This is a genomic window from Bacillus sp. FSL K6-0042, assembly GCF_038006685.1.
In the GTDB taxonomy this organism is placed as follows: Bacteria; Bacillota; Bacilli; order Bacillales; family Bacillaceae_G; genus Bacillus_A; species Bacillus_A pseudomycoides.
In genome coordinates, this window is sequence record NZ_JBBOVS010000007.1 from 1 (window position 1) to 12,920 (window position 12,920).

Below are 12,920 nucleotides of genomic sequence, written 5' to 3' on the forward strand. Positions count from 1 at the left end.
GTGGCGTTATGTTAACTAGATGTGTATGAGATATACAATCAAACAAAGTTATTTTCCATTTTCATTCTTATTTTGAAATAGATGCACAATCAAAAGTCCACCAACAAATAAGATTGGAAATTCTACGACTATATATAATCCGTTTTTTGGTATTCCTAATATAATTGCAAGATAACTAAAAAAAAAAGCCCATAATGCTAAAATTATGATTTCTAACATCTTCTTTTTTATTAAAAGTTAAGCACCCCAAATCCCCTTAAAAAAGTTGTATTCGGAATATTGTAACAAAATCAAAAAAAGACCCTACAAGAGGGTCTTTCATCAGCTAATATTAAGCTTTTTGAACATTAGTAGCTTGTAGGCCACGTTGTCCTTGTTCTACTTCAAACGTTACACTTTGTCCTTCGTCTAAAGATTTGAAACCGTCGATTTGGATAGCTGAGAAATGTACGAATACGTCTTCTCCACCTTCACGCTCGATGAATCCAAAACCTTTGTCTGCATTAAACCATTTCACTTTACCTTGTTCCATAATTGTTGCCTCCTAGTGTGGATACCCACACATATGTTACTACCCTTGCTCAAATACCTTAGACGAAAAACAAAATTTATTCTTAATCTCAAACCGAACAAAAATAGGTCTTTCTTAAATTAACATACTTTCTAAAAAATAGCAAATTTCAAAAATAAGTCCTTATGGTAATTAGCCACTAATAGTGGTTGCTGGAGAAAAAGTCACTATGATAGTCATCACAACAAGAAGTTGCCAAAGGATCTCGACAATATCATTGGTTTGATTTTTTCAGACATTCAACAACTGATAAAATTAGCTATTTTCGAGTTAAATTTTACTTCTGATAACGGTAATTATGTGAACACAAAAGTCCTCCAGTTAAACAATCTGGAGGACTTTTAATAGTCTTCTAAATACATTGAATCCCGATAATAGGACTTTATGTTAACTCTCTATAAATAAATATTCATAGCATTTTTCACAATTTATTTATCTGCTTGTTTTTGTTTCTTTTTCAAATACTCCGCACGCAATTTTTCAATTTGCTGCTTTTTATCAAATTTAGCAGGCGTCTGTTTTTCATGAAACTTTGTCACAGCTACCTGACTTTTGTAATCTAATTGATATTTTCCCACTTTGTTCACCTACTTTTCTTGTCTTTAAAGAGAATCTATTCAACAAATATAATATACCTTATTTTACTGAAGTAAACCTTATTACTTTATTAGTTTCCTACAACAAAAATTATGTAAATAAGCTGTCCATATGGACAGCTTATTATTTTTTTACTTAATGTAGTTTTATTCTGGCCGTTTGGTTTGAAATTTGCTTTTTGGCTAAAGTGCTGGCTCGTCGTGTGGGGGCGAAACCCCACGTATTACGTATCTATTTTTTGAATAAGAACTATCTTAAGACGAATGATCTAAGCGGTTCGGCTCGTATAATTGCTTGCTCAAGTCGAGAACCATTGCTTTGCTTTTTGTCTGTCGGCTTGGCGAGAAAAGCACACCAGCCGAAAAAAGTTTTGCAAGGATGGAGCGAAGCGGAAAAGGTGGAGATTTTTTGAGTGGGTTTCTCAAAAAATACTACCTGTTCCTTGCGGAACTTTTAGCCCTTAGTAATAGTGATAATAGAGAGGATTTACAAAAAGCGTGTAAATCCCTTGATATAACTGGGTTTAATGCACTTTTCAGGGTGTCACGAAAAGGTGACACTTTTTTGTTTTTTGTCACCTTTTCGTGACACCTAAAAAATTACATAAATACTTTAAAGTACATATAAAAAAAGACTGTATCAATTTGATACAGTCTAAAAAAATCTAGCCGGTAATTTTACTTTTTTACCATTTTGGTCTTTAAGATTTTTCAAAGAATGTTGAAACAATCTCATAGTTAATCTATCAAGTTTCACTTCATTTTTTCGAGGTGCACAAATCATTATGTAAGGATTCACTACCCATGTTCTAGAACTTACAGTGCGACCATTTTCAATAATTTGTCCTGCACCTTCTGGATTAAGTAAAATTTCTTTTTTCTTTAATGAATTCATAACAGTTGATGTTTTTTGCCTTGATTTCCCTATCATTTCAGCAATTTCAGAAACAGTTGCCGCTTTTGGTAACTCAAAATCGTCCTCAACGCTCTTTCGTTTCCTTTTAAATTTATCATCTCTACAAATAATGACATTACTTCTAAATTCCAAATAAGCTTGAATTCTAAATAAAAAACTTTCTTCTGCTTGAGTTAAATAACCAATACTATTCAATAAATCTAAATTTCTATGCATTACTTGATTAAATGGTTCTCCAGCAAATGGATCTTTATTAGTTCCAACATAATGGTCTTCTCCAGTTAGTTCTTTTAACTGTTGTAAAAGAGATTTTTTAAGTTCTTCAGCTTGATCTCTTTGTTTTCCATCTTTCTCAAAATCTCTATTTCTAGCATTTCTATCAGCTTGATTTAAAGCTTGTCCCAATTCTTCATTCATTGTTAATTCCTCCTCTAAATTAAGGGAATCAACAAAAATACCTATAATTTGCTATTTGATTATAAATCAAATTATGATAATCTATAATCAGATAAATGAAGTTTAGGTATTTTCGTAGAATACCCTATGAAAAGAGTCATGTTCCAGCATGGCTCTTTTTTTCATTCTATCACGTTTTCAATAACCTTGAAGATAAAAACAAAGTTTCCCCATTTTTTTATCATTCCACGTCAAACCCTCGATGTTTATTAATTTTTTTCTTATGTTCACGTTCAAATTGATTATCTATTCCCTGGCTACTCAATTCATTTTTAACAAGATCTCTAAACGCCTTAAATTGCTCTCCAAGAACTTTTTTTGACAAGTTGTATAAAACTCTTATATTTTCCCTCAAACCCCTTACATGAGCTTTTAACCGGCTTATTTCAGTGTGTAATTCTTTATTTTCTTCTCTCAATTCACGATTTTGTTTATAAGAATGATTTAAAGCAAGATTATTACCCTCTATTGTTTCTTCTAAATATTTATTATCTGCTCGTAAACTCTCATTTTCTTTCACAAAATCTGTTGTTTTCAAACGCCCATAATCTTTTTTGATAGTAACCGCTGCATTCACTTGTTTTGTTAATTCTTGATATTGTTCTGGTGATAACACATAATTTCTTGTTTGTTTCTTCGTGATTTCAGCTTTTCCAAACACTTTATCCTGCACTTCTGTTATTACTTCTTTACGCAAAAATGGAATTTTAACAGGTTCATTTGGTACTTGATCCGCAACACTATCTAATTCTTTTTGCATTTGTTTTACTCTTTTTTCTAACTCTACATGACGTTGGCCAATTAGCTGCAGCTTTTCACTTTCACTCTCTACTTGTTGTTTCACTATCTCAAATTCTTTGTACTTATCAACGACATCACTTTCCAAACTCTTTTTTGCTACTTGTAATTCATTTGTTTTCTCTTCAACACTTTTTAAATGATGATCAATCGTTTGTAACTGCGTTTCTTTTTCTTGTACTTGATTCTCAACAAGTGATTTTGTTTCTGCATATTCCTTGTATTGACGGACTTTCATGTATTTATGTGAACCTACATTGGCACGTTCAAAATTTGGAATGTATTCTTTCGCTAATTGCTCAATATAAGCCGTTTCTAATTCTCTCCAATGCGCAATTAACTTTCTCCCTGTTCCTTGTACACCTTGTTGTTGCAAGGCTCTATCCATTCCGACACGCCTCGTTAATCCTCGACTACTTTCGAAATTCGGTACATAGTTAATATGTAAATGCGGATTGGCTTCATCATCATGTAAAACCATGTTATAAACTACTAAATTTGGATTTCGCTCCTGAAACGCCTCAGCATAGTGCTTCAGCGCCTCCTTTTTGGTCTCCCTATACTTTGGGTCGTCTTTGCCTTCCCCAATCGCTACAACGAGTTCTCGTTGCTCATGCGTCTTATCGTCTTTATGTATTTTGTCATAGTAGTCATCAATCTTACGGTCATTCCGTTTTTGTTTCTCGTTATACTTGTCCACCGCTTCTTGAAAGACATCCTTGTACACACTTCGGATGTCCTTTTGAACAAAGTAAATATTCTCGTGTAACCTGGCTGGATCTATGCCAGGATTCCCATGAATATTTTCTCTGTTATTGTGACTCAATGAACTTTGGTGAGATTGATTAAATGAGATAGAACCCAACATAAAGTGCCACCACTTTCCCTAGATTAATTGATACCATAAGTCTAGCAAAGCGATGAAATGGAGTCAATTAGAGTAACCCTATACGTATTTTGACACTTCGTATCAAAATCAATAGGGGTCTGCGACGCTTTTCGGCTTTGCCGAGCCATGTCCAGCATGGCAAAAACAAACCTTGGGCTTTGCCCAAACCCACTGGGGAAATCTTCCCCAGACCCCATCTAACAAACTCCCCCAACCCCCTCATTTTTTGAGGGGGCTCCCTCGCCGGTAGGCAGGGTCAAACGGGTACCGTTTGACAACCACAAGAGGGTTTTGGAACAGGTGAATCAGTCAACTCCTTAATGCTCACTCCGTTCCGCTTACCGTTGACAGACGCAATATATAGTTATTTCCAATAAGATTTTTCCAACCCTCTATGACTGATCAATATGGATTGCCCATTATCGAATATAAAAAATAAAAACGAATGTAGACTTTTACATATTCGTTTATTTTAGAATACCTTAAAAAATCACCATAAAATATTTTACGCAGGGACATGCCCTAACCAAATCTATTACTCTAGCATATTATGTAGAAGCGACTTTAAATCTATAAAAAAGTTGCTAAGGAGGCGCATATAAAATGGCAACATTTGAAATTGGTGCGAGATGTCTTTTCAATTTTCGAAACGAACGCTTTTTCCTATTAGTTGAAGATGAAATTACAGTTCCAGATAAAGGTGTGGAGATTGATCCAGTTAATATCTATGAAATTGACGAGCAAACTTTCGATTTTATCAGAGATGAAGGAGATACAGACGTGTGTGTACCAGTTACTACACTTCCAACTGTACCACCTGGATTTAAATTAGAACGAAAATGTATTTTTACAATTGATAATGCATACTGGGCAATCTATGATTTAGAAAATGGAACGGATACCAATGTTATATTAATCATCACTGCAGCTTTATTTAACTCATTGAGAAATTCTGGTGTTCGTGAATGTTTTCCTCAAAATTTCATTTAATAAATTGATTAGACCTCAAAGTTCATACAAAAAAGTGAATGTAAACTTTTTATTATTTGTTTACATTCATTTCCCTTTAAACATTGACTTTATCGCAACTTACCCATTTTCCTCAAAAACTACTAGAAAAGTATACATTCAAATCAAAGCAAAACCTCTGGTCCAATCACTCTTTTCACATAATTCATAAGTTAATGTAAAAGGGGGTAATCCTATAGTAGCTTTACTACAATTAATTAGACCATCCGCATTTAGAGCTGTAAAAGCATTTAATCAGAATGTACTTACAACACAAATTCAACAGATTACGTATGAAACTAAACAGTTTGATTTAAAAGATGAGTATAATATATCCGATTCAACCTTTGTTCCTAGAAGAAAAGGAGTATATGCTATTACTGCAGGTGCAGCATTTCTTGCTAATATTCCTTTTGATAATCCTCGCACTACAACCATGTTAATACGTGTAAATGGTATCGATATTGTTAAAGAAGATCACTATTTCGTACCAAAATTAGTTAGACGACCTCATGCAGTAAGAGTAAGTACTATTCTACAATTAAATAAAAGGGATAAAGTTCAAATATGGACAATTATTAGCGGAGGAAATATGACTATTTTAAATAACGAAGGAACACATTTTGAAGCAGCTAGATTTTCATCTCCATAAAATTTCATTAGTATAATCACAATTAACTAAGAATAATCTTTTTATTTTTAGTTATAAAAATAAAAAAAGAGCTTTTAAAAAAGCTCTTTTTTTCTATCTAATTATTCAATTCGAAGTGCTAAAATATCTCGACAATCTAAAACAATTACAGTTCCTGGTTCTGTTTCATTATCTACAAAAGTTGCACAAAAATTTTCTGGATTGAAATTAACAAAAATAACATCTTCGATTGTATTCCCACTTAAAAAAATATCTACTTCTGTACCTAATTGTAAAACCGCTAACTGATCACATACGCATTTATCATGATTATTAAACATTTAAAAACACTCCCTTCTAGAAATATAGAATTCATTCTATTCTATGTTTAAATACAAGAAGAGCTTGTTTAATAGCCTATATTCCAAAGAGATAGTATTTTGGGTTGTGGTATATTTTCATACATAGTTTTCTTCGGAGGGCGTAATTCCATAAAACATACTCCTCTCTCATTACAATGTACTACAATACCTGCATTATTGATTTATGTACTATAATAGATAGGGTATATATAATTGCTTGTATCAATATAGGATACAAGCATGTTTAGCATGCAAATATAAAGAATAAAGAAACAAGGAAATAACGATATATACTATATTCATGCTAGATTTACATAATACCACTTATCAGCAAGCAGTCCATGTATCTAGAAACCTAGAAAAGTCCCTTCATCTTCTGAAGGGACTTTTCATTCAGTCGGATAAGCGAGGGGCATCACTGCCTCTAACTCTCCTAAGAACCGTACGTGACAGCTTTCCCGTCATACGGCTCAAGCCTTCTTTTTATCCAAACAACTTCTTACTTGACGCAAGGTACATGTACTAGCTTTGTAACCTTATTTGAGTGTACTGGTAAATCACGTATAATAACCTTTTCTCCATTTTGTAGTGGTTGTCTGCATAACGCACAACGATACCCTTGTTTTTTCGCCAGTTTAATTCTATCTAAGGTATTAGTTCCATCAAAGACCTTACGGTCTCGCTTTTCCCAGTATTCTTTAAGAGTAGGGTCATCGGGACTGTTCTTATATAAGACCATCACATGCCGTTTGATTTTAAACCAAGGCATTTGTAAGAGCTGGATATTTGTTAGAGGACAGGTCGGAGTCCAAGATTTCTTGCCTCCGTGATGAGGCTTTTTGAAGTAAGTCTTCTTTATCCATTTCCATGATTTCTTAGGGTGCAATCGGATAAGATGTTTACATATTTTCTCGAAAATATAATGACCGATTTTATCATATGTCTTTTGAGATACGACATGTCTCCAATATTGTCCATACCCTCTAATAATTGGGTTTAACACTTTAATGAGTTCCCTAATAGGCTGTCCTCTCATGATGCGGAACGTATCCCTTATCTTTTCCTTTGCCTTCTTAACGCTATCTTTGCTGGGTTTAATCAGTAATTTATTCCCTTGCCACGTTTTGTACTGACGTACGGAAAAACCTAGGAAATCAAATCCCTCTTCAATGTGAGTCACCTTTGTTTTTTCAATACTCAGCTCAAGTCCTCTTTTATTCAAGTACGGTTGTATCTTTTCATATATGGATTGAGCCTGTTGTTTCGTTTCTGTTAAGACAACGAAATCATCCGCGTATCGAACAATCGCTATTTTGCATTTAGGATGAATTGTGTAGCTTTCATTGAATTTATATGTCTTTCGATATATAACGCCAAGTTCCTCCTCCATTCCGTGTAATGCAATGTTAGCTAGAAGCGGGGATATAATTCCTCCTTGCGGAGTTCCTTCCTTTGTTTCAGAGAAAGAATGTTGATCTATATATCCAGCCTCCAACCATCGCTGAATCAGTGTTTTTCCTGGAAAACTATAAGTTTGTTTTCGTATCCAATGATGACTTAGATGGTCAAAGCATCCTTTAAAATCACCTTCAAATATCCACTTTTTCTTACTGTTTGTGTTAATCTTATTAAAGATATTACTAATGGCATCGTGTGTACTCCGCTTCGGTCGGAACCCGTATGAGGCGGGTTCAAATCGTGCTTCCCATTGCGGTTCTAGCGCCGTTTTCACCATATTTTGATAGACTCTGTCTTTGATAGTTGGAATACCGAGAGGTCTCAGTTTTCCGTTTTTCTTAGCGATATAGGTTCGTTTCGCTGGCTTGGGAAGATGTTGAAATATACTGAGCCTCTTTAGCTGTCGGTATAATTCGTTTCTTTTGCCAGAATGAAGTGCTGTATAACCGTCTACTCCAGAGGTACGCTTTCCATTATTCTGTTGTGTTACTTTTCTAATGGACAACAGTAAGTTAGCTTCACTCCGTAGGAGTAATCGTTGAAGTTTCCTGACTCTTCTAAGTTTCTTTTGTTGTTCGGCACGATAAATTCTTTGTCGTAGCTTCATCACATACTTTTGGACTGTATGCCAATCTACTGAATTCCAATTTGTATATGAAGCGTGCGCCGACGCTCTTTCTGAGGTGTTCATAACTGCACGCTCCTTTTCATCAGAAGTTAACCACAAATGTATTTATGTGTTGAAGACCTATGGGAAGTGGGCCCTCTTTCAAGTCTGTCATAATGTGTCCAAAAGGACGACAGTATCCGTTCAGTTATACATTTTTTGCTTTCCTGTTACCTTTCGGTATAACGGCATTTGCTTTCTCCCATATCCCATACCCTCTGTTACATCGTTTGACCTTTCGATCTCTCTACTGTTTATACAGATAACATAGGGCTTACCAAGTTCCACATTCCACAGATGCGATAGGGTTAGGCAGGTTCTTTACTCCGAGCAAGATGCGGGACGCAGCACAGTAGTATTATGACCCTACTTTTCCTCTTGCCAATACCCAAGCAAAGCCATGCATTATCTTGAGCTAACGTTTACGAAGCTTACAAACCTTCACTCTCGTTTACCATACCTATCTTCTCCTAGCAGTGTTCCGGACCATGCATTTGTCCTCTGTTTCCGCATTTCCTCATGCAACCTACATTCCCGTTACCAGAAATACAGTTTCGGATGGAGACCTTCTTTGCGTCTAGAGGGGTAGCGTAAGCTACACTGTGGGAATGCAACTTCTTGTCGCACCATAATCAATGTTATCGGAAGTTAAGAAAATAAACTTGTTTTATTATGTTGGAGATGGAAATCTAGTAGCTTCAAAGTGTGTAGTTGCAGGATCTGAAACGATTTCACCAGCTACAGAACTTTGCACAAATACCTGTACTTGATCTCCAGCATTTAACTGAATGTTAGTAGAAACAGATACATCATTGTCAAATGGGATTATACTAAAGAAATCATTATCTCGGGATACGTCAGTATTGTTTACTCTGATGGCTATTCGCACTCTATAAGGATTGGTGAAAGTAACAGGACTAAATTGAACACTTGCAATAATAGAGTATATACCTTTTGTTTCTGGAATAAATGTGGAAGTAAAAGTACTATGTTCATTTATTAGATCGTATTGTTCATTCGGATATAAAACTTGTACATCGGTGTCTGCAGGAACAGGTATAGAAGCATTAGTAACATCCCTAACAGCCCTGAATGCTGATTGTGGTGTTGATCCTGAAGATCCCTGAATAGGAAGTGGAAACTCACAAGGATTGAAATGCAATCTATTTTTTGATGACATAAGTAATCAAGCTCCTTTGTTTGAATTTAATATATTAAATGTAAAACGAGCTTGTTTTTCTTGTATACTTGTCTCTACTTGTCTATACTTGTCCAAAGGAAAGCAATAATATATATCATATACATGTAAAATTAACATAACGTCTCATTATCGATAGTATCCAAAAAAGCTCGCTTATCTTGTTTCAAATAAGAAGCGAGCTTTTCTTTCCATCATTCAATTATAATTTATTTACCAAACAGACGATTCCAAAGTGATTTCTTCTGTTCTGTATCTGCTACGCTATCTGTAGCAACAGTTGCTACCTCATTTTCTTCAACGCTTGATATCACTAGGTTTATAGCCTGTTCTAACGTTATACTCTTCTTGTTCACAGCTGATATCATCCGTTCTATAGTTGCTACGTCTTTATGAAAAAAACTCTCGAGTTATTGTTACCCTGCTCAAAAGGATATCCGGCTTCTTCCAGGGCAAAGCAATATTTACCCAAAGTACTTGAGCCAATCCCTAAGTTCTTGGCTACCTCAGATCCCCAATAAGTTTAAGCCATAGTTACATTTTCTGTAAGTTGCTTTTCACTTCACAGTACGATTGCTTCTTCTACCCCCATAACAAGAAAAGGAACCTACTAGTAGGTTCCTTTTCTTGTTATGGGAGATTTATTTAATTATATATAAGTGTAAAACAAGTGTCCGACGCTCGATCCACACTATAATATATGCTGTCCTATTCAATATAGTGCAATGAATTTTAAGTAATCTAATTTAGTTTTTCTTATTTCAAAATGAGAAAAGTAACTATTATACAAGCCCGCACACAAATAGATATATTAAATACCATATTAAAGTAGGTATGAAAACACTCAAAAAACAAAAATAAATGGAGGTTTTTTAATTGAGTGAAAACAAACACGATCACAATAAAGATTGTAAGGTTAAAGCAGAAACACAAATTCCGTTCAGTGATACTCCAGCAACGCCTCTTCTTACAAGAAATCCAATAGTTAAAATTCCAGTTGTATTAGCAGAAAGAACACTTCAAATTGTAGTAGAAGCAAATATCCCACTTTGTCCACCAGCAGTAGAAATTAAAAGAGTATTAAAAGATGTATTTTTACAACAATGTAAACTAGTACCTGTTGAATATGAACCAATTGATGGAACAGGGTATTTACGAGTAACAAGAGCAAAATTATTTGTAGAAGGTTTTATTCGTAAAAATATTGAATATGCTGCTAAAGACTGCAATGGCGTGATTCATGATAAAATTGCAAAGGTTCGATTCTCTGGTTTTGCTGACTTAACTCGAAATGACTTTTCTTCTAACCCAATCATAGCTTTTTCTTCAGAAAATAAAGCTCGTTTTATTAATCCAAAAAACACTGATGTTCCTCGTTTAGACAAATTCTTCTTTGAAAATAATGTTTTCTATAATGAACAACCATTTTGTGAAATAATTAGTGCAGAATTTTATGAGCTTGACTTCTCACCATGTGATAATGATCATGATAAACATCATGAAGAATCATGTGGTAAACATCATGAAAAAACATTTGACCACTTACGTGAAAAAATCGTTCTTGATCTTACTTTGAAAGTATTACAAACTCAACAAGTAAGAATTGGTGGATCAACTGGACAATCTAGCTGCTAATTAAAAATTCTCATTAATATTCTTAAATCAAATCAGTTATTTTGCAACATTTCATGCACTAAAAAAAGGAGAATCCCATATTTTTTTGGGGATTCTCCTTTCTTATTTAAAGATTGTTCACACAAATGATCTACACATCAATTCATCTTTGATATACAGATCATTTGTATGATAATTTTTATAAATAATTGCTGAATAAAAAGCTTACATAAATGCTTTTAAAAGTTCTTGTACGAATGGAATTATTCCACCTACAAATTTTAAAACTGCCATTGCGATTTCCATGTTATTTCCTCCTTTATTCTTATATTAAGATTTTGTGAATCCTTGTACCTTTATTATAGTAAGCGCTTACAAAAATAGCAATACTTTTTTACAATATAATAAACATTAACTATTAATGTTCTATAATCTATGATTTTCAGCAATTAAATAAAGGTAACCAATCCCCTTTATTTAATTACTAAAGAATCTGCGTTAATTCTGTATTCAAAACTCGTTGTGCAGTAATAATAACACCCTGAGCAGTTACTCCATAAACACTGTATATGCCACCGTTTTGATTAGGAACAATTTCAATTTATCATCCCCAACTCAACACTCTCTCTTAAATTATCCTGCCTTTTAGCAACCAATTCTAGTTCTTCAGGCGTAATCTTAATTTAAACAATGTTCTCTGTCCCCATATAACATTGAAAATTATACCGTAAGCATTGGATTTATTTCCCTGTATTTTCAGAGAAGGAGAGAGATAATTAATCAAATTTCAAAAGATTATTTCCAAAACTCATACCATTTCTTATCTTTACTTGCTGCAATCATCTTCTTAACTTCCTGGACTTCCCTTATTGTTTGCATGAGCATCTCATCACGGCCCTGGTTCTTCGCCATATCTTCGCTAGTATTCGTCGCTATAAGTGCCTGGGATTCCTGTATCGTTTGTATAGCGCTCAATAACTCTGATTCTTTTTGTATGAATCGCTGGTCTTGCTCAGTTAGTCGTTTGGTTAATTCCTGGAGCAACTCATTTTGTTTTTCAATGACTTCTTTTTGATCTTGAATCATCCTCTGTAGCGTTGTAGCGTTGAAATCCGGTTCTTCATAGCGCTCAACTTCATGTCGATCCAATGGCAACACTTCAACACCTTGATGCCATGATACAATTTGCTTTGTGGCATTTTCTAGTGTCATATCTGTGTCATTCTTTAGATTTATAACCTTACGGAATACCATTACATCACTTTCTCTATATTTCCTATGCCCACGCTCGTTTTTTATAAAAGTGTAACCCTCTTTTTCTAACACGTCTGCATACTTACGTAATGTAGATGATTGGATACCTAATTGCTCAACCACATCACTAGGATTATAAAGCGTCTTCATAGCGTTTCACCTCAAAAATATATTCGCTATAGCAATGATATACCCTTTTTCCTAATAATTCACATATTACTTATTTTCATTTTCAACTTACATAATCTTCACATGGATAATCTATTTAGTACGTATTACAATCCCCAGCTTAGAGACTCGTTACTTCACGATAACAGCATCAAAATCTTTTTTTAATTTATACAAGATTTTATGCAAGAAAAGAGGAAAAACAAAATAGCGGGAATCCCTAGAATCCTTGCTATACCAACCATGTATAAAATCATGCATAAACGAAGAAAAAAAGAACCAGGCAAACCCCTTGAGAGAGTAAGGCGCCGCCTGGTTCCTTGCTACCGATAAT

The 12,920-nt window shown here is 34.3% G+C and carries 11 protein-coding genes and 2 pseudogenes; 2 read left to right on the plus strand and 11 right to left on the minus strand.

Annotated features, from left to right (window positions below; all coding sequences use genetic code 11):
- Positions 1-331: 331 nt before the first annotated feature.
- The 4 genes from MHH45_RS27780 to MHH45_RS27795 all read right to left on the minus strand — a co-directional run bounded on the left by MHH45_RS27780 (position 332) and on the right by MHH45_RS27795 (position 4,205).
- Positions 332-532 carry a cold-shock protein gene (locus MHH45_RS27780; protein WP_088094677.1) on the minus strand — a complete coding sequence of 67 codons (201 nt, stop codon included), beginning with the start codon at positions 530-532 and terminating at the stop codon, positions 332-334.
- 467 nt (positions 533-999) lie between these two features.
- Positions 1,000-1,149 carry a hypothetical protein gene (locus MHH45_RS27785; protein ID WP_016117061.1) on the minus strand — a complete coding sequence of 50 codons (150 nt, stop codon included), beginning with the start codon at positions 1,147-1,149 and terminating at the stop codon, positions 1,000-1,002.
- 673 nt (positions 1,150-1,822) lie between these two features.
- Positions 1,823-2,500 (minus strand): Rep protein, encoded by a 678-nt coding sequence (locus MHH45_RS27790; RefSeq protein WP_088094675.1) that lies wholly within the window; start codon positions 2,498-2,500, stop codon positions 1,823-1,825.
- A gap of 220 nt (positions 2,501-2,720) precedes the next feature.
- A complete protein-coding gene (locus MHH45_RS27795) occupies positions 2,721-4,205 on the minus strand; it encodes a plasmid recombination protein (protein ID WP_088094674.1) in 1,485 nt (494 codons plus the stop codon).
- A 624-nt stretch (positions 4,206-4,829) separates the two neighbouring features.
- On the opposite strand from MHH45_RS27795, the gene MHH45_RS27800 reads away from it, so the two are divergent.
- Positions 4,830-5,216 (plus strand): hypothetical protein, encoded by a 387-nt coding sequence (locus tag MHH45_RS27800; protein ID WP_016117065.1) that lies wholly within the window; start codon positions 4,830-4,832, stop codon positions 5,214-5,216.
- Between the two features lie 771 nt (positions 5,217-5,987).
- Here the strand turns inward: MHH45_RS27800 and MHH45_RS27805 are convergent.
- From MHH45_RS27805 to MHH45_RS27820, 4 genes and pseudogenes are all read right to left on the minus strand, one after another.
- Positions 5,988-6,206, minus strand: coding sequence for a hypothetical protein (locus MHH45_RS27805; RefSeq protein WP_016113391.1), 219 nt, complete (start codon positions 6,204-6,206; stop codon positions 5,988-5,990).
- Between the two features lie 520 nt (positions 6,207-6,726).
- Positions 6,727-8,376: a group II intron reverse transcriptase/maturase gene (ltrA, locus tag MHH45_RS27810; RefSeq protein WP_088094673.1), complete on the minus strand. Its 1,650-nt coding sequence runs from the start codon at positions 8,374-8,376 to the stop codon at positions 6,727-6,729.
- 646 nt (positions 8,377-9,022) lie between these two features.
- Positions 9,023-9,532 carry a hypothetical protein gene (locus MHH45_RS27815; protein WP_016113390.1) on the minus strand — a complete coding sequence of 170 codons (510 nt, stop codon included), beginning with the start codon at positions 9,530-9,532 and terminating at the stop codon, positions 9,023-9,025.
- Positions 9,533-9,771: 239 nt separating this feature from the next.
- Positions 9,772-10,037 (minus strand): annotated as a pseudogene (locus MHH45_RS27820) (DUF3967 domain-containing protein); the annotation flags it as partial.
- 389 nt (positions 10,038-10,426) lie between these two features.
- Between MHH45_RS27820 and MHH45_RS27825 the strand changes: the two are divergent.
- Complete coding sequence (locus MHH45_RS27825; protein WP_016113401.1) at positions 10,427-11,185, plus strand: CsxC family protein; 759 nt, start codon at positions 10,427-10,429, stop codon at positions 11,183-11,185.
- Between the two features lie 463 nt (positions 11,186-11,648).
- On the opposite strand, the pseudogene MHH45_RS27830 reads toward MHH45_RS27825, so the two are convergent.
- The 3 genes and pseudogenes from MHH45_RS27830 to MHH45_RS27840 all read right to left on the minus strand — a co-directional run.
- A pseudogene (locus MHH45_RS27830) lies at positions 11,649-11,765 on the minus strand (ATPase); the annotation flags it as partial.
- 194 nt (positions 11,766-11,959) lie between these two features.
- Positions 11,960-12,568, minus strand: a complete 609-nt coding sequence (locus MHH45_RS27835; RefSeq protein ID WP_016113400.1) for a DUF3967 domain-containing protein — start codon at positions 12,566-12,568, stop codon at positions 11,960-11,962.
- A gap of 150 nt (positions 12,569-12,718) precedes the next feature.
- Positions 12,719-12,920, minus strand: a 202-nt coding sequence (locus MHH45_RS27840; protein ID WP_340863769.1) for a hypothetical protein, incomplete at its 5' end; no start/stop codon positions are given.